Genomic DNA, 26,926 nt, shown 5'->3' with positions numbered 1-26,926 from the left:
AAGTGTTTCCGCCTCCCGTGTCTCCGCTCTCGATCGTCTCGACTGACGCGTCCTTTCTTCCCCGGTTTCCGGTAAAAGAGAAGTCGCAGAGGCTTAGCCGTTGGTGTCAGGCAGGATGAAACAGAAGAAAGGCAAAGCCAATGGCTCTTTATGAACATGTGCTTCTTGCCCGCCAGGACATCTCCCAGCAGCAGCTCGACACTCTCGTCGAGCAGTACAAGGGTGTGATCGAAGAAAATGGCGGCAAGTTCGGCAAGGTCGAAAGCTGGGGTCTACGTCCCCTGACCTATCGTATCAACAAGAATCGCAAGGCGTATTATACGCTGATCAACATTGACGCACCGGCAGCCGCCGTTGCCGAAATGGAACGCCAGATGCGCATCAACGAAGACGTTCTTCGTTTCATGACCATCCGCGTTGAAGAACATGAAGAAGGCCAGTCGGCCATTCTGACCCGCCGTGACGACCGTCGCGACGACGACCGTGGCCCGCGCCGTCCGCGCGAAGGCGGTTTTGACCGTGGGGGCGACCGCGGTGATCGTGGCCCGCGCCGTCCGCGTGACAACGAAGCTGGCGAAGGAGCATAATCATGGTTGATATCAATCAGATCCCGACCCGTCGTCCTTTTCATCGCCGTCGCAAGACGTGCCCGTTCTCTGGCCCTAACGCGCCGAAGATCGACTACAAGGACATCAAGCTTCTGCAGCGTTACATTTCCGAACGCGGCAAGATCGTTCCTTCCCGTATTACGGCTGTCAGCCAGAAGAAGCAGCGCGAACTCGCCAAGGCGATCAAGCGCGCCCGTTTCCTCGGCCTGCTGCCTTACGTTGTGAAGTAAGATTTTTCGGAAGGCAGACACTTTGTGCGCTGCCTTCCGTCTCCTCCGTTGCGATGGGCGCAAGGGAGTGTATTGAAAACCCGAGTTGAGACAAAGAGCCTTTTGGCCGTCTCTAACTGCAAGAACCGGCAAGGCCGGAGCAGGACAGCGAAGCTTATGAAATTCAACACAACCATCATCGGTGTCGGCATATTGGCTGGGTTTGCCTCGGCCTTGATGTCGTCCGGCGTCATTGCCCAGGGCAGCATGATGGCGGGGTTGGCGTTTGTGCTCTATTTCCTCACCCCGCTTCCCATCTTCGTTGCAGCCCTTGGCTGGGGTTCGACCGCAGGCATCGTTGCAGCCTTTGCTGCAACCGTTGCGGTGGGTATCGTCGCCTCGCCCATGGCAGCGCTTCTCATTGCGCTTACAAGCTATGTTCCGGCGGCAACCGGCGCATATCTTTCCGGCCTTGCACGCCCGGCCGACGAGTTGGGTGGCCCAAAAGACATCATGGTCTGGTATCCGCTCTCGGATATTGTGTTCCGCCTGTCTTTGATGGTGTCGCTCAGCTTCATCATCATCGGCGCGATTATCGGCTTCGGCCCGGATATGGCGCGCGAACTCTCCAACACGGTCATCGACCGTGTCGCCGAAGCCGATCCGCAATTCAGCGCCAATGCCGAGATGCGCCAGGCCATGGCGTCGCTGCTCCTGGTCCTCATGCCAGCAGTACAGCCCGCGACCTGCCTGCTGATCCTCATCGGCAACTTCTATCTGGCACTGCGCCTGACGGCGACATCCGGTCGCTTGCGACGCCCGCGTGATGACTGGCCCGCAAGCTTGCGCATGCCACGTCCCGCATTGTTCATTTTCGCCGTTGCGATGGCCTTGGCCTTTATGTCCGGCCCTTTAGGTATGATAGCCACCACCATCGTCGGCGCACTCGGCACCGGCTTCATGATGGCTGGGCTTGCCATCCTGCATCTAAGAACCCGTGGAAAGCCGTGGCGTCCGGTCGCGCTGTGGCTTGTCTATGTGGCAGTCCTGCTCTTCGCATTCCTGCTTTTCATTTTCATGGTTTTAGGACTTTTCGACACGACCAAGGCAGCGCCTGTCTCTAAAATTCCCGAAACCGATAACCAGTAATCAAACATTCAAACCCCGAAAGGAAATTCCAATGCAAGTTATTCTTCTCGAGCGCATTGCCCGCCTCGGCCAGATGGGCGACACCGTCACCGTCAAGGACGGTTTTGCCCGCAACTTCCTGCTGCCGCAGGGAAAGGCACTGCGTGCTAACGAAGCCAACAAGAAGAAGTTCGAAGGCCAGCGCGCGCAGCTCGAAGCGCAGAACCTTGAGCGCAAAAACGAAGCACAGGCCGTTGCCGAAAAGCTCGATGGCGCAAGCTTCATCGTCGTGCGTTCGGCTGGTGAAACCGGCCAGCTCTACGGTTCGGTTTCAACCCGCGACATCGCTGAAATCATCACCACCGGCGGCTTCAGCCTGCACCGCAACCAGGTGGAACTGAACCACCCGATCAAGACCATCGGCCTGCACGAAATCGAAATCTCGCTGCATCCTGAAGTTCAGGTCAAGGTGACGATCAACATCGCACGTTCGACAGATGAAGCTGAACGTCAGTCCAAGGGTGAAGACCTTACTTCCATCGAAGCCATCTACGGCATCGAAGAAGCCCCTCTGGCCGAAGAAACCTTCGACGAAGACGAAGACGGCGAAGAGCAGATCTAATTCAAACCGCAGCTTTTTACACAAAAGCCAACCTTATCGACGGCTTTTGTGTGGCGGTAAACTTTATATGATGTGCCCGGCGGCTTCCGCCGGGCATTTTCTCTTTTCAGAACCTGAAAACCACCTATTGTATATTAAGGATTGAGAGAGTGCAGACAAAAATGTCCGCGTTGCTGGGGTATTACTTCTCAAGCTGATGGTCTTTTTGAGTTTGGGGAAAATGCCAAAAATCTGACGCCAAACATGTGCGCCCGTTTCGATCCGCAAAGTGGAGGTGGGACAGATGCATGCAATGCTGCGTACCGTTCTTTCGCATATGATCAAAACCGGGGACCTGACGGTCACCGATTCAGAAGGAACGCAATTTCACTATGGCGACAGGACCGGCGACCCGGTCCAGATACATTTCAAGACAAAACATTCAGAGCGTGCGGTCGCTTTTAACCCGGAGCTGAAGCTCGCCGAATGCTTCATGGACGGCGAGATCGATTTTCCGCAAAGCGATATATACGCGTTTCTCAAACTCGTTTTCGAAAATACCGGCCCGACAGCCGCACAGGAACCGTGGATGCAGGTTCTGGCAAAATTGCGCATCTTCTTTCGCCGCTTCCAGCAGATGAACACGGTTGCCCGCTCATCGAACAATATCAAGAGCCATTACGATCTCTCCGGCGAGCTTTACGATCTGTTTCTCGACCCCGACAAACAATATTCCTGCGCCTATTTCGAGACGCCGGATGTCACATTGGCGGAAGCGCAGCTGGCCAAAAAACGTCACATCGCGGCCAAGATGCTGGTCAGTGAGGGGGACACTGTTCTCGACATCGGCTGCGGCTGGGGTGGCATGGGGCTTTATCTCGCCCGCCACCTCAAAGCAGATGTGACTGGCGTCACACTGTCCGAAGAACAACATGCCATCGCCAACAAGCGTGCTGAGCAGGAAAGTCTGGCACACCATGCCAAATTCTACCTGACCGACTATCGCAAGATCACCGACACATTCGACCGCATCGTTTCGGTTGGCATGTTCGAGCATGTCGGCATTGGCCATTTTGCGGAATATTTCGAGCACGCAGCGCGGCTTTTAAAGCCCGACGGCGTATTCCTGCTGCATGCCATCGGACGCGCCGACGGCCCGGGCGCCACCAACCCTTTTATCCGCAAATATATCTTTCCCGGTGGCTATATTCCCGCCCTTTCGGAAGTGCTTCCCGCTATCGAGAAAGCGGGGCTTTACATTACGGATATCGAAATATTACGGTTGCATTATGCTGAAACTCTCAAAGCATGGCGCGAAAATTTTCTGGCCAATCGCGAGCGGGCGCATGTGCTGTATGACGAGCGATTCTGTCGCATGTGGGAGTTTTATCTCGCCGCTTCCGAAAGCGCGTTCCGATGGCAGAACATGATGGTATTCCATATCCAGATCGCACACAAACAGGAGGCGGTGCCGCTGACACGCCATTATATCGAGACGGAAGAAAAGCGCCTCAAGCGCCTCGACAGTGCACCAAAAGGCGCGAATAGCGAAACACGCCCTGCCAGAAAGCGCGTCAACACCTGATATCGCAGCACCTGATATAGCTGTAGCGTCAAAAGAGAGTGCAAAATATAAACCGCCGCCTGTGGATCACTGTGAATCATGGTATAGGTTTTCCTCTCCAGTGAGATTCGTTTAAAGCCGGTGTTGCGTTTGACTTCACATCAGGGCTTGCTGGAGCGATCAGGGACAGGATCAGGATAACATGGCGGAAGCGGCAATACGCAATCTCGATGATGCGCGGGGTCAGAAAGACACGCTCTATCGCGAAGCACCACACAATATCGAAGCCGAACAGGCGCTGCTTGGTGCGATCCTGATCAATAATGATGCGTTTTATCGCGTATCGGACTTTTTGAAGCCTACGCATTTTTTCGAGCCGCTGCATCGCCGTGTCTATGAGGTTTCAACCGACCTCATCCGCATCGGCAAGATGGCCAATCCGGTGACGATGAAAAACTTTCTGCCGACCGAGGGAAAGGTCGGCGATCTCACCATTTTCCAATATGTGCAGCGCCTTGCGGTCGAAGCCGTAACCATCATCAACGCCGAGGATTACGGTCGCGCGATCTATGATCTCGCCACCCGCCGCGCGCTGATCGGCATTGGCGAGGACATGGTTAATGTCGCCTATGACGCGCCGGTCGACAATGCGCCGCAGGAGCAGATCGAGGACGCCGAGCGGCGCCTATTCGAGCTTGCCGAAACGGGCCGCTATGATGGCGGTTTCCAGTCGTTCAAGGATGCCGTTGTCACCGCCGTCGACATGGCCAATGCCGCCTTCATGCGCGATGGGCATCTGTCGGGCGTTTCCACCGGCATCAACATGCTCGACGGCAAGATGGGCGGATTGCAGCCCTCCGACTTGATCATTCTTGCCGGACGCCCCGGCATGGGCAAGACCTCGCTTGCCACAAATATCGCCTTCAACATCGCCAATTGTTACGAAGGTGAGCAGCAGGCTGATGGCTCGATGAAAGCCAAGAATGGTGGTGTAGTTGGCTTCTTCTCGCTCGAAATGTCAGCGGAACAGCTCGCAACCCGTATCATTTCCGAGCAGACGGAAGTCTCGTCCTCAAAGATCCGGCGTGGTGACATCACCGAAGCTGACTTTGAAAAACTGGTCGCCTGCTCGCAGCATATGCAGAAAATCCCGCTCTATATCGACCAGACGGGTGGTATTTCCATTGCGCAGCTTGCAGCCCGCGCGCGCCGCCTCAAGCGCCAGCGCGGCCTCGATGTGCTGGTGATCGACTATGTGCAGCTCATGACCGGATCGTCGAAGGCCTCGGCACAAAACCGTGTGCAGGAAATCACCGAAATCACGACCGGTTTGAAGGCGCTCGGCAAGGAACTCAATGTGCCGATCATAGCCCTCTCACAGCTCTCGCGTCAGGTCGAAAGCCGTGACGACAAGCGCCCTCAGCTTTCCGATCTTCGTGAATCAGGCTCCATCGAGCAGGATGCCGACGTGGTACTGTTCGTGTTCCGTGAGGAATATTACGTCAAGAATCTCGAGCCGCGTGATGAATTCGATCCGAAATACGAGGAATGGAAGCAGCATTTCGAGAAGGTCAAGGGCACAGCGGATGTGATCATCGCCAAGCAGCGCCACGGTCCGACGGGCACGGTAAAACTGTCGTTCCAGGCGGAATTCACCCGCTTTGCCGATCTGGCTGACGGCTCTTATCTGCCCGAACAATACGAATAACAACGCTTCATAACAGGGCTTTACAGTCCTCCCATTCGTAACACGGCAACACAAGCAACACCGAGAAACGTTGCACCAAGCAATGGCAAGCGAAGGGCTGCAAGAGCCGTGACAATGCAGGCAATGGTTTCCGCCATGCCTGTGGCAAGGGCAGTGGGTGCCACCACTGCCATCAACACTGCTGGCGGGATCGCACTCAAAATTTGCTGCATATGCGCCGAAATGCGCACGTGCCGCACCAACAAAAGCCCGGTAATGCGCATGAGTGCGCTTGCCAGAGCCATGGCGAGAATGGCGGTCAGCGTGGCTATTTCAAAGCTCATTGCCCATTCTCCTGCACTTCTTTGCGCCCGTACAAGCTGGCAACCAGAAGGCCTGCCGCGGCACCGGCTGCGATATACCACACGCCAGGCAGGTAACGATTGGTAACAACGGCAGCAATGGCACTTGCAAGCAGGATCAGACCCGTTTGCGGCCCCTTCCAGAACTTCATGATCAGCACGATGAACACAGCTGGAAAAGCAAAATCAAGACCGATCACCGCCGGGTCGCCAAGTGTATCGCCGACAAGTGCGCCGAGAAAAGAAGCGAGAACCCAAGCCGCATAAAAGGGCATGACAAGCCCTGCAAAATAAAGCGGCGTGAGTTTCCCGTTCCGCACTTTCAGCTCGGCCATCGCCCAGCTTTCATCGGTCAGGAAAAGCACCGCCAGATATTTGCTCCAACCGGTAAAGGTCTGCATGTGGCGACCAATGGAGGCGGAAAGCAGGATGAAGCGCAGATTGACCAGCAGCGCAGCAAAACCCACCCCCGACCAGCTTGCCGGATGGGTCCAGATATCCATAGCGACGAATTGTGCACTTCCGGCAAAAACCACAGCGCTCATCAAGGTAATTTCCGCGAGCGACAATCCCTTGCTCGCGGCGACCGCGCCATAAATTGCGCCGATGGGAATAACGGCGGCCACAAGAGGCATCATCGTGCGCATGCCCGCCCAGAGGTCTGAAATGGGTTTCTTCTTCATGAGCCTGCTTTAGCTTTTTTATAAAGTCTCGTCTTCGGTGAAATTAAAGCAGAATAACGACGTCACTTGATTCCTGTTTTGTTCTCATCTACCACAGATATCCATCAAGTATGACAGGGAAATCATGGCCAAGGCGCGTATTCAGTTTATCTGCCAGAATTGTGGTTCAGTGCATACGCGCTGGGCGGGCAAGTGCGACGGTTGCGGCGAGTGGAACACGCTGGTCGAAGAAGGCACCAACAGCGGCATCGGCGGCGGGCCGGGTGCGATCCTGTCCAAACGCAAGGGACGTGCCGTAGCACTGACCTCACTCTCCGGCGATATCGAGGATGCACCACGCATCATTTCCGGTATTTCCGAACTCGACCGCGTCACGGGTGGTGGCTTCGTACGTGGCTCGGCCTTGCTGATCGGTGGTGATCCGGGCATCGGCAAATCGACACTTCTGACACAAGCCGCAGCGGCTCTCGCCAATCGCGGCCATCGCATCGTCTATGTGTCTGGTGAAGAGGCGGTGGCGCAAATCAGGCTGCGCGCACAAAGGCTTGGTGTTGCAGGATCATCGGTCGAGCTTGCGGCGGAGACCAATGTCGAGGATATTCTGGCAACCCTCGCCGATGGCAAGCGGCCGGATCTGGTCATTCTGGATTCGATCCAGACGCTATGGACCGACATGGCCGATTCGGCACCGGGAACAGTCACACAGGTGCGTTCTTCCGCGCAGGCGCTCATCCGCTATGCCAAGCAGACAGGTGCAGCTGTAGTGCTGGTTGGTCACGTCACCAAGGACGGTCAGATTGCAGGCCCGCGTGTGGTTGAGCATATGGTCGACGGCGTTCTCTATTTCGAGGGCGAAGGCGGGCATCAATATCGAATCCTGCGCACCGTCAAAAACCGTTTCGGCCCCACCGACGAGATCGGCGTCTTCGAAATGTCCGACGGAGGCCTGCGTGAAGTCTTGAACCCCTCCGAACTCTTTTTGGGCGAGCGCAACGCAAAAGCACCTGGCGCCGCCGTCTTCGCCGGCATGGAAGGCACAAGACCGGTGCTGGTGGAAATACAGGCACTCGTGGCTCCCTCCTCGCTCGGCACACCGCGCCGCGCAGTCGTGGGCTGGGACGGGGGACGGCTTGCCATGATTCTTGCAGTGCTTGAATCCCATTGCGGTGTGCGTTTTGGCCAACATGACGTCTATCTCAATGTCGCGGGTGGCTATCGCATCAGCGAGCCAGCAGCCGATATCGCAGTGGCAGCGGCGCTGGTTTCCTCCATGGCCGGTATTGCGCTTCCGCCAGATTGTGTTTATTTCGGCGAAATCAGCCTTTCCGGTGCTGTTCGCGCAGTCACCCATGCGGTACAAAGACTGAAAGAAGCTCAAAAGCTTGGCTTTACCCAGGCGGAAGTGCCTGGCGGCAGTGGCGAACTGTGGAAAGATCGTAACTTCCGCCTGATGGAAACCGTCGCTCTGGCCGATCTTGTCGCGCGCATTGCTGCTTCGGGCACCAGCCCGCAGTAATAACAGGGTGGTCTGAAAGCAGGAAGATTCTGTCAACCTTCCGGTGATAGGGTTTTCGGCATTGATCCGAATCATGTGGTTTTCGCGCCGGGAATGCATGAATTATAGTTGCGTGGCAGTCCTATTTGAGGAATGAAGAGCCACCGTTAGAAGTTTGACTGCCCTGTGCGCTTTTATGCGCACCGTGAATTAAGGACAGGCCAGAATGCCGATAACCATTCTCGATGGAATTTTACTTGGGATAACGCTGGTATCAGCCGTTCTGGCGATGGTACGCGGCTTTTCCCGCGAAGTGCTGTCACTTGTTTCCTGGGCCGCGGCAGCGGTCGCCGCCTATCTTTTCTATAAGCCGCTGCTGCCCTATATCAAACCCTATATCAGCAACGATACGATCGCCATGATCGCAGCCATGGCTTTGGTGTTCCTTTTGGTGCTGATCGTGGTTTCGCTGATCACCATGAAGATTGCCGATTTCATTATCGACAGCCGCATTGGTGCGCTTGATCGTACGCTGGGGTTCTTGTTTGGTGCAGCACGCGGCGTTCTCCTGGTGGTGGTAGCGCTTCTGGTGTTCAATTCACTGGTTCCGCAGAACCAGCCCGGTTGGATCACCAATGCCAAGTCGAAGCCAATGCTCGATTCGTTCGGCCAACAGCTTCGCGGTCTTCTGCCCGAGGATCCGAACGCAGTGGTCGACAGACTGCGCCCACAGCAAAATGTGCCCACGACTGGCGAGCAGCAGGAAACGCCTGTTCCCGACGACACACCGGCCGAACCATAAGCTCAATATCCTCAGGCGCTTTTTGAAACCGGCTTTGCCGGTTTCATCTGTTTTAGAGATCAACGCCGCCTATATAGGTGAATATGCGCTGATCCAATTGAAGGGAACGCTTTCAAAATGGCGTTCTTTCCTGTAAACGTTGCTTTTAACAAACCGCATCGAAAGGCTTTGCGGACAATGTCCCAACATTCGCATGATGAAACCCCGTTTATGCTGGATGATGACACCCTGCATGAAGAGTGCGGCGTATTTGGTATTCTCGGCCATGAAGACGCAGCCGCACTCACCGCGCTCGGCCTGCACGCATTGCAGCATCGTGGGCAGGAAGCCGCTGGCATCGTCTCCTATCACAATCGCCGCTTTCATTCCGAACGCCACATGGGGCTGGTCGGCGATCATTTCACCGACCCTACAACGCTAAGCCGCCTGCCCGGCGACCGCGCCATGGGCCACGTACGTTATTCCACCACCGGCGAGACGATCCTGCGCAATGTGCAGCCCTTGTTTGCCGAACTGGAAGTCGGCGGCATCGCCATTGCGCATAACGGTAATTTCACCAACGGCATCACGCTGCGCAAGCAGCTGATTGCGTCGGGCGCCATCTTTCAGGCTACCTCCGACACTGAAGTCGTGCTGCACCTGATTGCACGCTCGCGCTTTTCGTCGTCTTCCGAGCGTTTCGTCAATGCGATCCGTCAGGTCGAAGGCGGCTATGCCATGCTGGCGCTGACGCGCACCAAGCTGATTGCCGCGCGTGATCCGGTCGGCATCCGCCCATTGGTGATGGGCGAACTCGACGGCAAGCCGATCTTTTGTTCAGAAACCTGTGCTCTCGACATCATCGGCGCGAAATATGTGCGCGACGTGGAAAACGGCGAGATCATCATCTGCGAAATCCAGAAAGACGGCTCGATCACCACCGAGTGCATTAAACCGAACGCACAGCAGCCCGAACGCCTCTGCCTGTTTGAATATGTCTATTTCGCCCGTCCTGATTCGGTTGTCGGCGGTCGCAGCGTCTATGTGGCACGCAAGAACATGGGCCATGAGCTTGCCAAGGAAGCCCCGCTCGAAGCCGATGTCGTCGTCCCCGTACCCGATGGCGGCACACCGGCGGCGCTTGGTTTTGCACAGGCGAGCGGCATTCCGTTTGAATATGGCATCATCCGCAATCATTATGTCGGACGCACCTTTATCGAGCCGACGCAACAGATCCGGGCGCTTGGCGTTAAACTCAAGCACTCCGCCAATCGTGCCATGATCGAAGGCAAGCGCGTAGTTCTGGTCGACGATTCCATCGTACGCGGAACCACATCCGTCAAGATCGTGCAGATGATCCGCGATGCGGGTGCCAAAGAAGTACATATCCGTGTGGCAAGCCCGATGATTTACCATCCGGATTTCTATGGCATCGATACGCCGCATGCCGACAAGCTGCTCGCCAACCAATATGACAGCCTTGAAGATATGTGCCGTTATATCGGCGCGGATTCGCTGGCATTCCTGTCGATTGACGGGCTTTACAAGGCGGTTGGCGGAAGCCCTCGCGATCCGCAGGCTCCCGCTTTCACAGATCATTATTTCACGGGCGAATACCCGACCCGCCTGCTCGATCAACAAGGCGAAAGCAATATCCACACACTGTCGCTGCTTGCTAGCAACGGCTGACCTTGAACACTTCTACCGGGCGGCTTGCGTGGCCGCCTGTTTCACGTCTGTACATTGGGGGAATGATGGCTATCGACCTTGAAGGCCGGCTGGCTTTGGTAACAGGTGCCTCGCGCGGTATCGGCTATTTTCTTTCGCTCGAACTTGCCAAGCGCGGCGCGCATGTGATCGCGGTCGCCCGCACCGTTGGCGGGCTTGAAGAACTCGACGACGAAATCCGCAAAAATGGTGGCAGCGCCACGCTGGTTCCTCTCGACATCACCGATATGGAAGCCATTGACCGGCTGGGCGGTTCGATCCATGAGCGTTGGGGCAAACTTGATATTCTGGTCGCCAATGCCGGAGTTCTTGGCACCATCTCGCCGATCGGCCATGTCGAGGCCAAGACGTTTGACAAGGTGATGAATGTCAATGTCACCAGTGTCTGGCGATTGATCCGCTCAACCGACCCGCTTTTGCGCGCATCTGATGCCGGACGGGCAATCCTGCTATCCTCAAGCGTTGCGCATTCCGCACGCGCCTTCTGGGCGCCCTATGCGGCCTCCAAGGCGGCGGTCGAAGTGATGGCACGAAGCTGGGCCGAGGAGACTAAGCAGATGAAGCTCAAGGTCAACTCGGTCAATCCGGGTGCGACCCGCACCGCGATGCGTGCACAGGCTATGCCCGGCGAAGATCCTGAAACGCTCCCTACCCCGCAATCGGTGGCCGAAAAGATCATAAAGCTTGCCAATCCGGCGCTCGACGTCACCGGCAAACTCTACGATGTCAGGCAGGACCGTTTTCTCGACTATCATCTGCCGTCGTGAAGAGCAGCTAGCCGGCCTTGTTATTCTTCAAGGCCGGTTTATATTTCCTCTATCCCTTTCCCATGATCTGATTTTTGCAACATGCGCAGCTCCGCGTGCGATCTTCTCGTGATTGGTGAAAAGATGGAAAACAACGTTCAAAATTTTATCGTTATCAGCGGCGGACCCGGATCTGGCAAAAGCACGCTGATCGATGCGCTCGAACGACAGGGCTTTGCTAGAAGCATCGAAGCCGGTCGCGCCATCATCCGTCATCAAATGCGGATCGGCGGAACAGCCTTGCCATGGATAGACCGCGCCTTGTTTGCGGAGCTGATGCTTTGTTGGGAAATGCGCTCCTACGATCTTGCGCAACAAAACGATGGCCCCGTGTTCTTCGACCGAAGCGTACCGGACGTGATCGGCTATCTGACACTCTGCGGCCTGCCAGTGCCAGCCGCTATGGAAGAAGCCGCACGCGTGTTCCGCTATAACAAGACGGTATTTCTGGCTCCGCCATGGCTGGAGATTTTTGCGCAGGACAGTGAGCGCAAGCAGGATTTTGCCGAAGCCGTGCGCACTTTTGAGGCGATGGAGAAAACCTACTTGAGCTATGGATATGAAGTCGCGCTTCTGCCGAAAGCATCGGTCGAGAAGCGTGTGGATTTCATCACGCAAAAAATATCGTCAGTTTTCCGCTGACGGCGTTTTCGCTTCGCGGTCAGCACTTTCGCGGCGGTTCCATGAGGCAAGGCTAAACGGCAAGAAGATGAGATAGGCAAATGCCGTCAATGTCAGCGTCTGCCATGTAAAGCTCATCAAGAACGCCACATAGACGACAACCAACAGGATCAGCGGCATCACCATGTCGCGCCGCACCAGAATACCGGCGGATTTGCCATTATAAACCGGCAGGCGGCTCACCAGCAGGCAAGCGATGATCACCGTATAAATAGCAACGCCAAAGGCCAGCCCTCGCGTCGGCGTGAGGCCAAGGAAGCCGAGATAAACCGGCAGCAGCACCAGCATGGCACCGGCAGGTGCGGGAACACCTATAAAATAATTGTTCTGCCATGCAGGACGGTTGCTGTCTTCCAGCATCACATTGAAACGCGCCAGACGCAGGCAGCAGGCAATGGCATAAAGAAGGGCCGCGATCCAGCCGAAGGAACGCGCCTGATCGAGCATGAACGCATAAAGCACCAGAGCCGGTGCCACACCGAAATTGACGATATCGGCGAGCGAATCCATCTGCGCGCCGAATTTCGACGAACTTTTCATCATACGCGCAATGCGTCCGTCGACACCGTCGAGAAAGGCTGCAACCAGCACCATGACCACGGCCAGCTCGAACCGGTTCTCAAAGGCAAGACGGATGCCGGTTAGGCCCGCACAGATGGCAAGCACCGTGATGACATTCGGAATAATGAGACGCAGCGGTATCTGCCTGAGCTTAGGGCCGCGCGATGTATCCGTGCGACCATTGGGATCAAAAGGTGGGAAGGGTGGCTCCATCAGCGTCACGCAACCCGCACGACAGGTTCGTTGCCTTCGCGGCCAAATTCGGCCAGAACCGTTTCACCGGCCACGGCCGTCTGCCCGACCGCGACCCGTACACTGGCCCCATCCGGCAGGTAGACATCAACGCGTGAACCAAAGCGGATCAGGCCAAAACGCTCCCCGACCGAAAGCGTATCGGCTTCACGTGACCAGCAGACAATGCGCCGTGCCACAAGGCCCGCAATCTGCACCACGCCGAATTTCCCACGCTCGTTGAGAATAAGCACCGAGTTGCGTTCATTGTCGGTGCTGGCCTTGTCGAGTTCCGCATTGAGGAATTTTCCGGGGCGGTGCACGATCTTTTCGATGCTTCCCCGTACCGGCGAGCGGTTGATATGCACCGAAAAGACATTCATGAACACAGAAACCCGCATCATGGGGACTATGCCCAGATCAAGCTCGGCAGGCGGAACGGCAAGCCCCACGAAAGAAACCTTGCCGTCAGCCGGGCTGATGACGAGATCGTCATGGACAGGGGTCACGCGTTCGGGGTCGCGGTAGAAATAGATGCACCAGATGGTGAGCACCAGACCGATCCAGAACAAGGGATTCCACAGCCAGCCCAGAATGAGCGAGACCACGAAAAACCCGGCAATAAACGGGTAGCCTTCACGATGGATCGGCACAAATGTATTACGAATAGTGTCTGACAGGCTCATTGCTTGTTCCTTGCGTTTGGCCGTTATGTAGCGCATCGCAGACAAAATCGAAACGTATTTCGCAAAATATACACATCCGTCAAAAGACGTGAACACGACTTGACGTAAGCGACCTCCTTTGAAAACAGATTATTCCGCCGCCGGTGCGCCGCGCTGCACCACGCCGAGATCGTCGCTTTCGCGCACCTGACGCAGGCGTTCTTCGGCCGCACTTGCCTCAAGCTGGCGATCCCACATTGAGGCATAAAGCCCCTTATGCAGCAATAATTCGCGATGCGTGCCGCGTTCGGCGATCTGGCCGTCTTTGAGCACGATGATCTCGTCAGTACCAATCACCGTTGAAAGACGATGCGCGATTACGAGAGTCGTGCGCCCGCGGCTGACGATATCAAGTGCAGACTGGATTTCCTGCTCGGTCGCCGTATCAAGTGCGGACGTCGCCTCATCGAGAATCAGGATCGGCGGTGCCTTGAGGATGGTACGGGCAATCGCTACACGCTGCTTCTCGCCGCCAGACAATTTCAAGCCACGTTCGCCAACCATCGCTCCATAGCCTTCGGGCAGATGTTTGATGAAGCCTGCAATCTGCGCCAGCTCCGCAGCGCGTTCCACTTCCGTGTCATTCGCATCGGTACGGCCATAGCGGATATTGTAAGCAATGGTGTCGTTGAACAACACGGTATCCTGCGGCACCATGCCGATGGTTTTACGCAGACTTTCCTGTGTGACATGGCGTACATCCTGCCCGTCGATGGTGACCGAACCCGACTGAACATCATAAAAGCGGAACAAAAGCCGCGATATGGTGGATTTCCCTGCACCCGACGGGCCGACAATTGCCACCGTCTTGCCCGCAGGCACCTCGAAACTAATGCCCTTCAAAATCGGGCGATTGGCATCATAGGCGAAATGCACATCGTCAAAGCGGATTGCACCTTTGCCAACCTGCAAGGGTTTCGCACCCGCCTCGTCGCTGACTTCCTGCTTCACATCGAGAAGGTCAAACATCTGCTCGATATCCGTCAGCCCCTGACGGATTTCGCGATAGATGAAACCGATGAAATTGAGCGGTACCGAAAGCTGCATCAAAAGCGCATTGATGAACACGAAATCGCCGAGCGTCTGTGTCCCTGCCCTGACTTCAAGTGCCGACATGACCATGACGGCTGCCATACCGACACCAAAAATCACAGCCTGGCCGAAATTGAGCCAGCCGAGCGAGGTCCAGGTCTGCGTCGCCGCCTTTTCATAGCGCGCCATGGAGGCGTCGAAACGTTTGGCTTCCATGGCCTCATTGCCAAAATATTTGACCGTCTCGAAGTTCAAAAGCGAGTCGATCGCCTTGGTGTTGGCGTCGGTATCGGAATCGTTCATCTCGCGGCGGATGTTGATGCGCCAGTCGCTCGCCTTGATGGTAAACCACGTATAGAGCCATACAGTCGCCGCCACCACGACCAGATAGGAAAAGCCGTAGGCGAAAGCAAAGATCACTGCCGTCAGCGCAAATTCCAGCACTGTCGGCAGAGTGTTGAGGATGGTGAAACGGACAATGGTTTCAATGCCCTTGGTGCCGCGTTCGATGACACGCGACAGGCCACCGGTGCGTCGCTCGAGATGAAAGCGCAGCGAAAGCTCATGCATATGCACGAAGGTTTTATAAGCAAGCTGACGTACAGCATATTGGCCGACCTTGGCAAACAGCGCATCGCGCAACTGGTTGAGGCCCGCCTGCACGATACGCGAAACATTATAGGCCAGCACCAGCATGACTGCGCCAGTCAGGATCAAAGGTATGAAATCTGGTGCGTCGAGCTGGCCATTGAGCGCATTGGTGACCCATTTGAAGAAATAGGGCACAAGGATCAGCACGATCTTGGAAATGACCAGATAAAAGGTCGCCCAGACCACGCGCATGCGCAGGTCCGGCCTGTCCGACGGCCACATATAGGGCCAGAGATTGCGTAAGGTTTTCAGTGTTTCGCCGGAATCGGCAGAAACGGTTTTAATATCACTCATCGAGAATTCTTTCAGATCCGGGGGCGACCATCGGCAATCGGGACTAAAGCGTGCTACATTTTTTTCCTTTTCAGGAAACACGCTTTCAGTTTTTGTTTCTCACCATGTCTTTATTCCCAAAACCGGTTTCCACTTTTGGCAGACATGCTTTAGCGCCAAAAGAGCGCCATGAAACGGCTATAAAAGCGTTGGCAACGCGGTTAACCTTCGCATTTTTTGATGGCGAATGCCGCAAGATGCTTGCGGATCGCATCAAGCTGCTCGCCCTTCACGCTATAGCGTGAGGTCTGGCGTTCGGGCCGGTAATCAACCAGCCCCGCCTGCACCAGCACTTTGAGATGCTGCGAAACGGTCGACTGGGCCAAATCGAGCCTGCCAACAATATCCTTGCAGCAACAGGTCTGTTCCAGCAGCAGCTGACGCAGGATGACAAGGCGAACAGGATGACCGAGTGCTGCATAAATACGCGCTGCCGCATCGTCGTCTTCCGACTGCAACATCGAGCCGTGAATGAGAGCGGTTTGCAAAGGGAGGGAGTTCTTCATCGTTAATCGACGATATACGATTATCCTTTTTGGAGCAAGCACTGCAAGTACATTTTTCTACCAAAAGGCGATATAGAGCAAAAATGAACGGCGAAAAGAAGCACACAGAAAATTGAACGCTTCTTTGCGGCAGATTATTGCAAAGGTCCGCGCAGGCGACGCTCCGCTTCTTCCGGCGACAGCGCTTCTTTTGGCATGGTGAACACCTGCCCCGGCAGGATCAGGTCTGGGTTGCCAATCTGGTCGCGGTTGGCGAGATAGATAGTCGTATAGCGCGCACCTTTACCGTAAGTACGCTTGGAGATCGTCCAGAGATTATCTCCCTTGCGAATGATCACCGAGCCTTGGGCTTTTTGCAGCGGCGCGGCTTCGTCATCCGCCGACACTCTGCTTCTCCCTTCACCAGGTGCAACCGCCGCAATATTGGCACCTTCATCACGGCGGAAGGGTACGCGCGCTGTGGCGATCACACGATCCGAATTATCGAGCAAATCAGCACGCACAATATAATCGGCAACCGGCAAATCCTTAGGGCTTTCGATCAGAAACCGGCCTTCGGGAGAAAGGGCTGCAGCCCCCAAAAGAATGGCATTGGCATGGACGATGACACGGCTACCACCCTCGGCCTTGCCTGCCACGAAGACGGTACCACCTTCTATCTCGACTGCCTCGATGGCGATTGGCGCAGTTGGCGCATCCGGTTCGGATTTAGCAGCGTCCGGCGCAGTCGCGGAAGCAGTGCTCTGAGCAGCAGGTTTTGTGTCAGGTCGCGTTATCAGGCGGCTTGCCTGACCCGGCGCTTCGACAAGCGCCAGAACCTGCCCATCCTCAGTTGCAGGCACCGAGACGATGGCAGTCTCCGCTGAAGTAACGGCGCGGCTTTCATTGCGCGCGCGCAGGACCAATTGATGGTCGCCGGGTTTCAGCGGATTATCAAGCACGACCGCGAAATCACCATTGGCGCCAGCTTTGGCCGCACCTACAACGCGCGCGCCAGCCACCACCTCGACATTAGAATTGGGCGTGGCCTTGCCTGCTATGACGACAGAACCATCGCGATCAACGCGTAATATATCGAAGACCGGCGTCTTTACCTGTTGCGCCGACACCTCACTTTCCTGTTTTTTCGGCGTTTGGGAATCCTCGCCATCCTTCACCGTTTCGCCCGATGAAGCCGCTTTGTCACTGGCTGGTTGCTGCGCCTTCCGAGAAGGCTCTGCTTCGGGCTGCTTTGTGTCTAGCTCGGATGCCTGCGGTTTTGTCTGACCACCGGCATCGGCATTGCTTGCCATAACCGCCGTATCGGACGCAGGGGACTGTGGACCGGATTGCGTGGCATTCCAGTAAAGGCCTAACCCGACCAGCACGGCCACGAGGCCTGCACCGATCAATCCATAGCTATTTTTCTGCATTTCACTCGCAACCCACGCCAGATAATATGCCAGCTTTATATCTTTTCGCCGGAGCCCACAACAAATCTGCACACAAACGGCAAAAGCTGCGAGATATTTTCGCTTTCAGCCTATTGTTCTGCACAGCTTGTGGGCTTTTCCTGCTCAGGATCATCCATGAGATTATAGAAATCGGCTGTAGCGCCCTTGCTCCACCAGATGTAAATGCCGCCGGCATATTTTGCACCAGAGCCTGACAAAACGCTGGAGGCAATCACCGTTTCGTCCTCAAGCTCAAGTTTGGCGAGCGAAATATCACCGGCATTATAATAAGTCACCGCAACGTCCTTGTCGCCGCATTTATAGAGCACGTCATTGGTCGTGACGGCTGTATCGCCGGGAAGCTCAATTGTGATCTCATCGGCGTTGGCCACTGCATTGGTCAAAAACAGTGCGAGAAAAGCCGTAGCACCCTTCATCCATGAACGCATTTTATCCGCTCCATTCTGGTTTCTTATAGAGATAAGCCATTGAGCGCAGATGTACAGCACCTCAACGCAAATTGCCCGCTCTCCTGCTTGACGTGAGCAGGCCAAAAGACCAAAAAAGCAGTATGAGCGAGATTCGATCCATTTGTGTTTATTGCGGCTCCTCCCCGGGCCATAATCCCCTTTATCGCGACGCGGGCCTCGCGCTAGGAAAGTCGATTGCCGATCATGGCTTACGCCTCGTCTATGGCGGCGGCACACGCGGCATCATGGGCGCGGTGGCGCAAGGCGTTATGCAGGCGGGAGGCGAAGTGGTTGGCATCATCCCGACTTTCTTGCTCGACAAGGAAGCGAGCCTGGAGAAGGCCAAGGAGCTCTCCGAACTCATCGTCGTCGACGACATGCATCAGCGCAAACGCATGATGTTCCAGAAATCGGATGCGTTTGTCACGCTTCCCGGCGGCATCGGAACGGTCGAAGAAATCGTGGAAATGATGACCTGGGCGCAGATCGGCCAGCACACCAAGCCCATGGTCTTCGCCAATATCAACAACTTCTGGCAGCCCATGCTGGCCATGATCGACCATATGCGCAACGAAGGTTTCATCCATACCGCGCATCAGGTGCAGCCGATGATCATCGACCACGCTGAGGAGATTATTCCAGCAATCCTCGCCGCCAATGGCAAGCCGCGCGAAGGGGATGCGGAAATCATCAAGAAAATGTAACCCTGTCCTCAGGCATTCATCGGTTTCCCCGGTCGCAGCACCGTGCCAATCAGGTACAAGACGGTGATGCTGACGATCAGAATATTGCCGCTCAAGGCGACGGGAAACCCAACAAAAATCTTCGCCAGAGCCAGACCCAACCCAAGCGCGAGCTGAATGCCTGCTATGCACAGCAGGAGCGGCCTGACGTGATCCTGGCATGCGATATCCGGTCGATAGATTCTGATGAACCGGTAATAGGCAAGCAGGATCAGCGGGATGAGAACGGCTTGAATGATTTCAAAGATAAAGAAAATGAACGATGGTGCATATATCGATAACAACTCGGCCAGAAACACGTACGGAACGGCAACCAGATAGCTCGCGATGAAAGCTGCGAGAAAAGGCGGCCATAATAAAGCCGACAGCAAAAACGACTTCTCTGTCACATCATTGCGAGCTGACAACTCGATAGTTCGATTGATTGCCACGAGCACCAAAATGCCCGCCAAAAGTAATGCGCAGTAAAGCAATCCTTGCCAGGAACTGATTGCTCCCATGCGGGAATATTCAATTAAAACCAGCAACTCCCTGCCGAAATCCGGCAAATAAAAGATCGCCAGCAATAACCAGAGCGCGCCCGTAATCTCCACCAGCCTGATACGGCCTGCAAACCATATCATCGCGATTGTAGCGCCGACATAGGAGGCAATTCCGGCAATCGCATAACCGTCCGATATGTTTGTTATGTTCGCTACCTGGAAAGAATAGACAAGGCCATATCCACTCATTGCGGCGACACCCGTTACCAGCAACATGACAAGAACATGCAGCCCAAGAGCGTTTCTTTCGTTGGAAATACGCCATGTCTCCAGACGCGGAAATATCAGTTTTGCCAACTCCAGCAGGAGCAGCACAGACAGAAGAGGAGAAGCTGCCAGAGCAAAGATCGACAGGCGATGCATCCCACTTCTCTCACTCTGAGCCTGCTCCACCACGAATTCACTGTTCAACCCAGCCAGCGGAATATTCAGCCCCAGCGCGATCACCAGCATGAGAAACAAACATTGAGCAAGCAATCTGCGCCCTGCCGGGGTCACCCGTTTGTCAAAAGAAATCGAAGCAGAAGTCACTTTATTACCTTGCGCCGGGTTTAATGAAATTTATTGTAGGCAATTCTCCGCGCGCAGGGCAAGCAACGGAGCTTTAAAAAAGCGCGGATAAGACAGCCTTGGCCATTGGGGAGACAACTTATGAAGATGATCGGCCTGATCGGCGGCATGAGCTGGGAAAGCTCGCAGGAATATTATCGCATCATCAATCAGCAAACCCGTACGCGGCTGGGTGGTGCGCATTCCGCCCGAAGCCTGATGTGGTCGATGGATTTCGCTGAAATCGAGCAACTTCAGCATTTGGGCCAATGGGATGCGCTGACGAAGCTTATGGTGGAGGCTGCGCAAAACCTTGAAAAAGGCGGCGCGGATTTTATCCTTATCTGTACCAACACCATGCATAAAATGGCCGATGCCGTGACGGAAGCGATATCGATCCCGCTCATCCATATCGCCGATCCGACTGCTGAAAAGATAAAAGCTGCAGGTTTTACGAAAGTCGGCCTTCTCGGCACGGCCTTCACCATGGAACAGGATTTTTACAAAGGTCGCCTTGCGGAAAAATACGGCCTCGACGTGCTGACCCCAAATGAGGCCGACCGAAAAACCGTGCATGACATCATCTATCATGAACTGGTGGTTGGTGATGTGCACGAAGCCTCACGTGAACACTATCGCGCAATCATTCGCCGCCTGGTCGAAAACGGAGCGCAAGCTGTAATCCTCGGCTGCACGGAGATTATGCTGCTGATCGGACAGGAAGACAGCCCGGTTCCGATTTTCGATACCACCCAGCTTCATGCCGAGGCGGCAGTGGATCTAGCTCTCGCTTAAATGCAAAAAGGGCGGATTTAACCGCCCTTTCAAATCTCAAGCACCGATGCGCTGTTTGAGTGCTTGCAGCAGGTCTGTACGTTCCTTGTGGTTCAGTTCCAGCCGTTCGAACTGCTCATCAAGCAAAACGGCAAACTTTGCCTTGGGGTGGATGGCCACCACGCCATAGGTTTCATCCTCTTCTTCCATGTAATGCAAGAACGGCTCTTCCTTGCGGAAGGCTGAAATGATGGTGTTCTTGTGCGCCTTATCCATCGGGATATAGGTATACTTGACCGCGCCGAAACTCTTTTTGCTGGCATTAATTTTCGCCCAGCCGAGCTTGAGCGCAGCGGCTGATTTCATAGCCGAAACACTACGCGTGATATGCAAAAAACGCACGATGAACAAGACCGACAGGCCCGCGATCAAGCCCACGAGAACAATCCCCGTCACGAGACGGTTCCAGAACTCGTCAATCGCCAGCGACAGCGTCACATTATCGGGATTGGACTTCTGTGCCACGATGTCGGTTTCATAATCGCCACGCGACAGGCTCATAAACGAAAACTCGACGTTTTGGATACGTCGCTCACCTTTCGGATCAAGAAGAATCCCCGCCTCGCAATTGACGGTCATCTTTTTCGAACGGCACTGGCCTGAAACAATAGAGGCATCTTCAAGCACCATTGGATCGTTCTTAATGAGATAATCCCTGTAAAGGTTCGGAGACCATGCCCAGACCATGGCCACGCTTGCAAAACCCGTCACAATACTCAGAAACAGGTAGAACCAGCGGTTGGCCAACCCATGTTTTTTGATCCTGATATCGCGGGCGGGTAAAATGCCGTTCAAATCCGGCAACGTCGTTTTTTCAATCATTTTGTGAGCATCTATCGCAAGGGAGGGAGGAACTGCCTATTTGAGACGCCTTGCAGCAATTGGGAGGAAGAACGCAAGACGCGAAGAGGATCACGGCAACGAAATCCACTGAAAACCCCAGACTGTTTGTCCATAAAATGAACGGCTATTTCTTTGTCAAACTCACCACTGCTTCGACATGTGGCGACCAGAGGAACTGGTCAATGGGTGTGACGCGGTTGATGCGATAGCCGCCCGCAACAAGGATTGCCAGATCGCGCGCCAGTGTCACCGGATTGCACGAGACGGCAACCAGTTTCTCGACCTTGGACTTTGCAAGTTCTTTTGCCTGTTCCTCCGCACCGGCGCGCGGCGGATCGAACACAACCGCATTATAGGGCAGCAGTTCCTTCGGCATCAGGGGGCGGCGAAAAAGATCGCGACGCTCGATGCTGACCGGCTTCAGTCCCTGCACGTGGCGCACACCACGATCAAGGGCAGCGAGCGCCGGCGCATCGCTTTCAATGGCATGGACAGCACTTTTTTCGGCAATTGTCAGCGCAAAGGTGCCGACACCACAGAAAAGATCGGCAACCCGCTTCGCCTTGCCCAGATGCGCCAGCACAAGCGAAACCATGACTTCCTCGGCGGCTTCGGTCGCTTGCAAAAAGCAGCCGGGCGGCACGGGAACCGACACCCTGCCAAAATGAATGACCGGCTTTTTGGGCTCAACGACGATTTCGCCTTCGTGCGCCAGCCGCGCAAAGCCCTGTTTCATGACAAGCGCGGTCACGGCGCGGCGCTGCTCGTCAGAAAGCTCGCCGCAGCCGGATGCCGCCAGATCAAGCCCGGATTCGGTCACGGTGGCGGCCAGTTTGAAGGGTTTTGAGCCCGGCGCGATCAGTGCGCCAATCGCACGCAGATCGTCAAGCCGGGCGATGATTTCCGGCACTGTGACGGCGCACTCGACAATATCGATGATCTCGTGACTCTGGTGACGGTTAAAGCCGAGCAGCACGCCTTTTTCGGTCCTGCGTACCGCAAAGACGGCACGACGGCGCGAGCGGGGTTCACAGGCAACGAGCGCATCGACGTCGACATCAAGCCCCCTGCCCTTCAAGGCCGAGACGAGCAATTCGCGTTTCCACAGACGATAGGGCTCATCCTGCCAGTGTTGCAAAGAGCAGCCGCCGCAATCCTCGAAATGGCGGCATTCGGCATCTTGCCGCTCATTGGAAGTCTGCAAAAGGGCCATCACATCGGCACGATTGCCTACCCGTGCCACATTGGCCACCTCGCCCGGCAGCGTGAACGGCACATAAATCTGATCGCCGGTGAGATTGGCAACGCCATCGCCGCCCGCTCCGACAGAGCGGATTGTCACTTGTGCCGTCATTGGTTTTCTTTCACTTATCTTTTTGGCCAGTCAGCAGATATTCGCGATTGCCGTCACCGCCCTCGATGGGCGACGGGCAAAGACCGAGCGCACGCCAGCCCGGTTGGGTTTCCAGCCATGATTTCATGTCTTCCGCGATGCGCTCGCCATCAGCGGGGTCGCGCAATATGCCGCCCTTGCCGATTGCCGCACGACCGGCTTCAAATTGCGGCTTGACGAGCAGCGCGCAAATAGCACCTTTTTGCGCAAAATCCAATGCCGGGGGCAAAGCGAGTTTCAGCGAAATAAAACTCACATCCGACACGACGCAATCAATGCCTCGGCCTTCAAGATCTGATTGCGCAAGATTGCGCGCATTGACACCTTCGCGATTGCTCACACGTGGATCACTGCGCAACGATGCATGGAGTTGGTCGTGGCCGACATCGATGGCCAGCACATGGGCAGCGCCACGTTCTAACAGCACCTGTGTGAAGCCGCCGGTCGATGCCCCAATATCAAGCGCGACGCGGCCCCGCACATCGAGACCAAAATGATCAAGCGCGGCACTGAGTTTCAACGCCGCGCGCGACACATAGGCGCTTGCCGGATCGTCCACTACAATCTGCGCAGAGGGCGGAACCATCTGCCCTGCCTTGGGTGTAACGCGGCCATCAACCATGACCGTGCCACGCGTAATCGCATCGCGGGCGCGTGAGCGCGAGGCAAAAAAACCGCGTTCGACCAGCAACTGGTCAAGACGCAGGCTTTTATTGCCGGAAACTTCAGGCACGGGCCGGGGCGACCATTTCGGCGTGACCAAGGGTTGCAAAGACGGTTTTGACGATCCCTGCCCGGTCGAGCCCGGCTGCGGTATACATGGCGTCCGGCTTGCCGTGGTCCTGATAGGCATCGGGCAAAGTGAGCACCCGAACCTTCAAACCGCCATCGAGAAGTCCGTCATTGGAGAGGAATTGCAGCACATGTGCGGCAAAGCCGCCCGCAGCTGCTTCCTCGACAGTGACAAGCACTTCATGTTCACGGGCCAAGCGACGGATGAGATCATGGTCGAGCGGCTTGGCAAACCGCGCATCCGCAACCGTCGTGGAAAGGCCGGACGCACCAAGCTCATCAGCTGCAGCCAGACATTCCTGCAAGCGTGTACCAAACGACAAAAGGGCGACCTTGTTGCCTTCGCGCACGACGCGGCCACGTCCGATTTCAAGTAGGCTCCCACGTTCGGGCAGATCGACACCGACACCATCACCGCGCGGATAACGAAACGAGATCGGGCCTTCGTCATACTCGGCGGCCGTGCGCACCATATGACGGAGTTCGGCCTCGTCGGACGCTGCCATCACCACAAAACCGGGGAGTGCTGCGAGATAACCGACATCAAACGAACCGGCATGCGTCGGTCCATCGGCACCAACAAGCCCTGCACGGTCGATGGGAAAGCGCACCGGAAGATTCTGGATCGACACGTCATGAACGACCTGATCGTAACCGCGCTGCAAAAAAGTCGAATAGAGGGCGCAGAACGGCTTAAAACCTTCACTAGCCAGACCCGCGGCAAAGGTCACCGCGTGCTGTTCGGCAATGCCTACGTCAAAGATGCGCTTGGGGAAAGCCTCACCGAAAAGGTCAAGCCCGGTGCCGTTAGGCATGGCTGCGGTAATTGCTACGATCTTGTCGTCGTGGCGTGCTTCCTCAACCAGGCTGGTGCCGAAAATCTTGGTGTAGCTTGGCGCGTTCGCAGGCGGCTTGGCCTGTTTACCGGTGATGACATCGAATTTGTTGACGCCATGATATTTGTCGGCAGCAGCTTCGGCAGGCGCATAGCCCTTACCCTTTTGCGTCACCACATGGATCAGCACCGGACCGTTGCCGGCATCGCGCACGTTCTTCAACACCGGCAACAGATGGTCGAGATTATGCCCGTCGATAGGGCCTACATAATAAAAGCCCAGTTCCTCGAACAGCGTGCCGCCGGTGAAGAAACTGCGGGTGAATTCTTCAGACTTGCGCGCCTTTTCCTGAATGAATTTCGGCAGTTTCTGCGCAACCTGCTTGGCCGCTTCGCGCACGCTGCGATAGGTCTTGCCCGAAACGAGCCGCGCCAGATATGCACTCATGGCACCCGTGGGTGGCGCAATCGACATGTCATTGTCGTTAAGGATGACGATCAAGCGCGCGTCCAGCGCACCGGCATTGTTCATCGCCTCATAGGCCATGCCCGCCGACATGGAACCGTCGCCAATGACGGCAATCACATTACGCTTGTCGCCCGACAATTCGCTGGCCATAGCCATGCCAAGACCGGCGGAAATCGAAGTGGAGGAATGCGCCGCGCCAAAAGGGTCATATTCGCTCTCGGCACGCTTGGTAAAGCCGGAAAGCCCGCCTTCCTGTCGAAGTGTTCGGATGCGATCACGCCGTCCCGTCAAAATCTTGTGCGGATAGGCCTGATGACCCACATCCCAGATAATGCGATCATGCGGCGTATTGAAGACGTGATGTAGCGCCACCGTCAGTTCCACGACACCGAGCCCTGCGCCCAGATGCCCGCCGGTCGTCGACACCACGTCGATCATCTCGTCGCGCAATTCCTGTGCGATCTGCGGCAGAGCCGTTTCCGGGAGAGCGCGCAAGGCGTCCGGCGTCGGCGTCTGATCGAGCAATGGGGTTTTGGGTCGTGACATCAAATCAACCTGTGTTGGTTTATCTGGACTTATTGTTGGTATAGCAGCAGCGTTGCCTAGATCAAGCAGGGAGAGACATCGTGTCATACCCCTGTAATATTGGCTTCATGATGTTGGTCGTAAGTGCCTATTCAGGCAAAGGTACGAATTCCTCTTCGTCTCCGGGCACGATATCGAAGCGTCCCTTACGCCATTCTTCCTTGGCTTCTTCTATACGCTCTCGCGAGGAAGAAACAAAGTTCCACCAGATATAACGTTTGGAGCCGAGTGCCGCACCGCCGAAAAGCATGATATGCGCGCCCTCCGGTCCAGCCTCGACCACGATATCATCGCTTTCACGAATGGCCAGCAAACGGTCGGGGGGAAACACATCCCCGGCAATGCCGACATTGCCAGAAAGCGTATAGATCGCCCGTTCTTGCGCCACCGGGGGGATATGAAAGCGTCCACCAGGCTTGATTGCAATATCCGCATAAAGCGTGTCGGCGTGTTGCACCACCGGCGATTTCAACCCATGCAGCGCCCCGATGATCAACCGCCCGCGAATATCCTTATCCTCGAGCACCGGCAATTCACTCGCCTGATTATGAAAAAAATCGGGCTTCATGTCTTCAAGCGCATCGGGCAGAGCAAGCCATGTCTGGATGCCGGAAATCGGCATCGGTCCGCTTCGGTCTTCCTCCGGCGAGCGTTCGGAATGCACGATGCCACGCCCCGCCGTCATCAGGTTCACATCGCCGGGCCGCACGACCATTTCCGTGCCCAGACTGTCGCGATGGCGGATATGGCCGTCGAACAGATAGGTCACGGTGGAAAGACCGATATGCGGATGCGGTTTCACATCCAGTGCCTCGCCATCGCGCAAAATTGCCGGTCCCATACGGTCGAAAAAGATAAACGGTCCAACCAACCGCCTTCTGACGGTCGGCAGAGCGCGACGCACTTCCAGCCCGCCAATGTCGCTGGTGCGCGGAATAACCAATGTTTCGATAGAATCAACGGAAGTCTTGTCGCCAAGGATCGGATCGGGACAGGGAAAAAAGCTCATCGCACGGACTCCAACATGGCAGAAAACAAAGCCGCACCGGCGCGGAAACGCCGGTGC

27 protein-coding genes are annotated in these 26,926 nt (G+C 55.7%); 13 read left to right on the top strand and 14 right to left on the bottom strand.

The window, feature by feature from the left end:
* Positions 1–140: 140 nt before the first annotated feature.
* The 6 genes from rpsF to AAIB41_RS00945 all read left to right on the top strand — a co-directional run bounded on the left by rpsF (position 141) and on the right by AAIB41_RS00945 (position 5,818).
* A complete protein-coding gene (gene rpsF / locus AAIB41_RS00970) occupies positions 141–587 on the top strand; it encodes a 30S ribosomal protein S6 (RefSeq protein WP_343313762.1) in 447 nt (148 codons plus the stop codon).
* Positions 588–589: 2 nt separating this feature from the next.
* Entirely contained in the window at positions 590–838 is a 249-nt protein-coding gene (gene rpsR / locus AAIB41_RS00965; RefSeq protein WP_094506475.1) for a 30S ribosomal protein S18, read from the top strand.
* Positions 839–994: 156 nt separating this feature from the next.
* Positions 995–1,966 (top strand): DUF2232 domain-containing protein, encoded by a 972-nt coding sequence (locus AAIB41_RS00960; RefSeq protein ID WP_343313761.1) that lies wholly within the window; start codon positions 995–997, stop codon positions 1,964–1,966.
* Positions 1,967–1,997: 31 nt separating this feature from the next.
* The gene (gene rplI, locus AAIB41_RS00955) at positions 1,998–2,567 is read left to right on the top strand and encodes a 50S ribosomal protein L9 (protein ID WP_343313760.1); all 570 of its coding nucleotides are present in this window, start codon (positions 1,998–2,000) and stop codon (positions 2,565–2,567) included.
* 283 nt (positions 2,568–2,850) lie between these two features.
* Entirely contained in the window at positions 2,851–4,131 is a 1,281-nt protein-coding gene (locus tag AAIB41_RS00950) for a cyclopropane-fatty-acyl-phospholipid synthase family protein (RefSeq protein WP_343313759.1), read from the top strand.
* 181 nt (positions 4,132–4,312) lie between these two features.
* A complete protein-coding gene (locus AAIB41_RS00945) occupies positions 4,313–5,818 on the top strand; it encodes a replicative DNA helicase (RefSeq protein WP_343313758.1) in 1,506 nt (501 codons plus the stop codon).
* Between the two features lie 20 nt (positions 5,819–5,838).
* Here the strand turns inward: AAIB41_RS00945 and AAIB41_RS00940 are convergent, their stop codons facing one another.
* Together AAIB41_RS00940 and AAIB41_RS00935 are read right to left on the bottom strand one after the other, a co-directional pair.
* Positions 5,839–6,141, bottom strand: a complete 303-nt coding sequence (locus tag AAIB41_RS00940; protein WP_343313757.1) for an AzlD domain-containing protein — start codon at positions 6,139–6,141, stop codon at positions 5,839–5,841.
* On the bottom strand, positions 6,138–6,842 hold the full coding sequence (locus tag AAIB41_RS00935; RefSeq protein WP_343313756.1) for an AzlC family ABC transporter permease: 705 nt from the start codon (positions 6,840–6,842) through the stop codon (positions 6,138–6,140). Before AAIB41_RS00935 ends, AAIB41_RS00940 begins: the two co-directional genes overlap by 4 nt.
* A 124-nt stretch (positions 6,843–6,966) precedes the next feature.
* On the opposite strand from AAIB41_RS00935, the gene radA reads away from it, so the two are divergent.
* From radA to AAIB41_RS00910, 5 genes are all read left to right on the top strand, one after another.
* Positions 6,967–8,358 (top strand): DNA repair protein RadA, encoded by a 1,392-nt coding sequence (gene radA, locus AAIB41_RS00930; RefSeq protein WP_343313755.1) that lies wholly within the window; start codon positions 6,967–6,969, stop codon positions 8,356–8,358.
* 205 nt (positions 8,359–8,563) lie between these two features.
* Positions 8,564–9,139, top strand: coding sequence for a CvpA family protein (locus AAIB41_RS00925; protein WP_343313754.1), 576 nt, complete (start codon positions 8,564–8,566; stop codon positions 9,137–9,139).
* A 177-nt stretch (positions 9,140–9,316) separates the two neighbouring features.
* The gene (gene purF / locus AAIB41_RS00920; protein WP_343313753.1) at positions 9,317–10,807 is read left to right on the top strand and encodes an amidophosphoribosyltransferase; all 1,491 of its coding nucleotides are present in this window, start codon (positions 9,317–9,319) and stop codon (positions 10,805–10,807) included.
* Positions 10,808–10,872: 65 nt separating this feature from the next.
* Positions 10,873–11,613, top strand: a complete 741-nt coding sequence (locus AAIB41_RS00915) for an SDR family NAD(P)-dependent oxidoreductase (RefSeq protein ID WP_343314762.1) — start codon at positions 10,873–10,875, stop codon at positions 11,611–11,613.
* 123 nt (positions 11,614–11,736) lie between these two features.
* Positions 11,737–12,294 (top strand): AAA family ATPase, encoded by a 558-nt coding sequence (locus AAIB41_RS00910; protein ID WP_343313752.1) that lies wholly within the window; start codon positions 11,737–11,739, stop codon positions 12,292–12,294.
* Here AAIB41_RS00910 and pssA read toward each other — a convergent pair.
* The 6 genes from pssA to AAIB41_RS00880 all read right to left on the bottom strand — a co-directional run bounded on the left by pssA (position 12,280) and on the right by AAIB41_RS00880 (position 18,254).
* A complete protein-coding gene (gene pssA / locus AAIB41_RS00905; protein ID WP_343313751.1) occupies positions 12,280–13,107 on the bottom strand; it encodes a CDP-diacylglycerol--serine O-phosphatidyltransferase in 828 nt (275 codons plus the stop codon). The two genes, AAIB41_RS00910 and pssA, sit on opposite strands and share 15 nt — an antisense overlap.
* Positions 13,108–13,112: 5 nt before the next feature.
* Positions 13,113–13,847, bottom strand: coding sequence for a phosphatidylserine decarboxylase (locus AAIB41_RS00900; protein WP_343313750.1), 735 nt, complete (start codon positions 13,845–13,847; stop codon positions 13,113–13,115).
* A gap of 93 nt (positions 13,848–13,940) precedes the next feature.
* The gene (locus AAIB41_RS00895) at positions 13,941–15,827 is read right to left on the bottom strand and encodes an ABC transporter ATP-binding protein/permease (RefSeq protein ID WP_343313749.1); all 1,887 of its coding nucleotides are present in this window, start codon (positions 15,825–15,827) and stop codon (positions 13,941–13,943) included.
* Between the two features lie 200 nt (positions 15,828–16,027).
* Positions 16,028–16,327, bottom strand: a complete 300-nt coding sequence (locus AAIB41_RS00890; protein WP_343314761.1) for a metalloregulator ArsR/SmtB family transcription factor — start codon at positions 16,325–16,327, stop codon at positions 16,028–16,030.
* Between the two features lie 179 nt (positions 16,328–16,506).
* Positions 16,507–17,784: an Ig-like domain-containing protein gene (locus AAIB41_RS00885; RefSeq protein ID WP_343313748.1), complete on the bottom strand. Its 1,278-nt coding sequence runs from the start codon at positions 17,782–17,784 to the stop codon at positions 16,507–16,509.
* 110 nt (positions 17,785–17,894) lie between these two features.
* The gene (locus AAIB41_RS00880; protein WP_343313747.1) at positions 17,895–18,254 is read right to left on the bottom strand and encodes an MliC family protein; all 360 of its coding nucleotides are present in this window, start codon (positions 18,252–18,254) and stop codon (positions 17,895–17,897) included.
* Between the two features lie 122 nt (positions 18,255–18,376).
* On the opposite strand from AAIB41_RS00880, the gene AAIB41_RS00875 reads away from it, so the two are divergent.
* Positions 18,377–18,979 (top strand): TIGR00730 family Rossman fold protein, encoded by a 603-nt coding sequence (locus tag AAIB41_RS00875; protein WP_343313746.1) that lies wholly within the window; start codon positions 18,377–18,379, stop codon positions 18,977–18,979.
* Positions 18,980–18,987: 8 nt separating this feature from the next.
* Here the strand turns inward: AAIB41_RS00875 and AAIB41_RS00870 are convergent, their stop codons facing one another.
* Entirely contained in the window at positions 18,988–20,091 is a 1,104-nt protein-coding gene (locus AAIB41_RS00870) for a hypothetical protein (protein WP_343313745.1), read from the bottom strand.
* A gap of 120 nt (positions 20,092–20,211) precedes the next feature.
* Here AAIB41_RS00870 and AAIB41_RS00865 point away from each other — a divergent pair, with 120 nt between their 5' ends.
* Positions 20,212–20,904, top strand: a complete 693-nt coding sequence (locus tag AAIB41_RS00865) for an aspartate/glutamate racemase family protein (protein WP_343313744.1) — start codon at positions 20,212–20,214, stop codon at positions 20,902–20,904.
* Between the two features lie 36 nt (positions 20,905–20,940).
* Here AAIB41_RS00865 and AAIB41_RS00860 read toward each other — a convergent pair whose 3' ends face one another.
* The 5 genes from AAIB41_RS00860 to AAIB41_RS00840 form a co-directional block, all read right to left on the bottom strand.
* Positions 20,941–21,765, bottom strand: a complete 825-nt coding sequence (locus tag AAIB41_RS00860; RefSeq protein ID WP_343313743.1) for a hypothetical protein — start codon at positions 21,763–21,765, stop codon at positions 20,941–20,943.
* Between the two features lie 145 nt (positions 21,766–21,910).
* A complete protein-coding gene (locus AAIB41_RS00855; RefSeq protein ID WP_343313742.1) occupies positions 21,911–23,140 on the bottom strand; it encodes a class I SAM-dependent RNA methyltransferase in 1,230 nt (409 codons plus the stop codon).
* A 10-nt stretch (positions 23,141–23,150) separates the two neighbouring features.
* A complete protein-coding gene (locus AAIB41_RS00850) occupies positions 23,151–23,912 on the bottom strand; it encodes a TlyA family RNA methyltransferase (RefSeq protein WP_343313741.1) in 762 nt (253 codons plus the stop codon).
* Positions 23,905–25,821, bottom strand: a complete 1,917-nt coding sequence (dxs, locus tag AAIB41_RS00845) for a 1-deoxy-D-xylulose-5-phosphate synthase (protein WP_343313740.1) — start codon at positions 25,819–25,821, stop codon at positions 23,905–23,907. Before dxs ends, AAIB41_RS00850 begins: the two co-directional genes overlap by 8 nt.
* Before the next feature lie 127 nt (positions 25,822–25,948).
* A complete protein-coding gene (locus AAIB41_RS00840; protein ID WP_343313739.1) occupies positions 25,949–26,869 on the bottom strand; it encodes a pirin family protein in 921 nt (306 codons plus the stop codon).
* Positions 26,870–26,926 lie beyond the last annotated feature (57 nt).

Source organism: Brucella sp. BE17 (assembly GCF_039545455.1).
Taxonomy (GTDB): domain Bacteria; phylum Pseudomonadota; class Alphaproteobacteria; order Rhizobiales; family Rhizobiaceae; genus Brucella.
The sequence above is the reverse complement of the archived record's forward strand: the minus strand, read 5'-3'. Positions and strand labels throughout refer to the sequence as shown.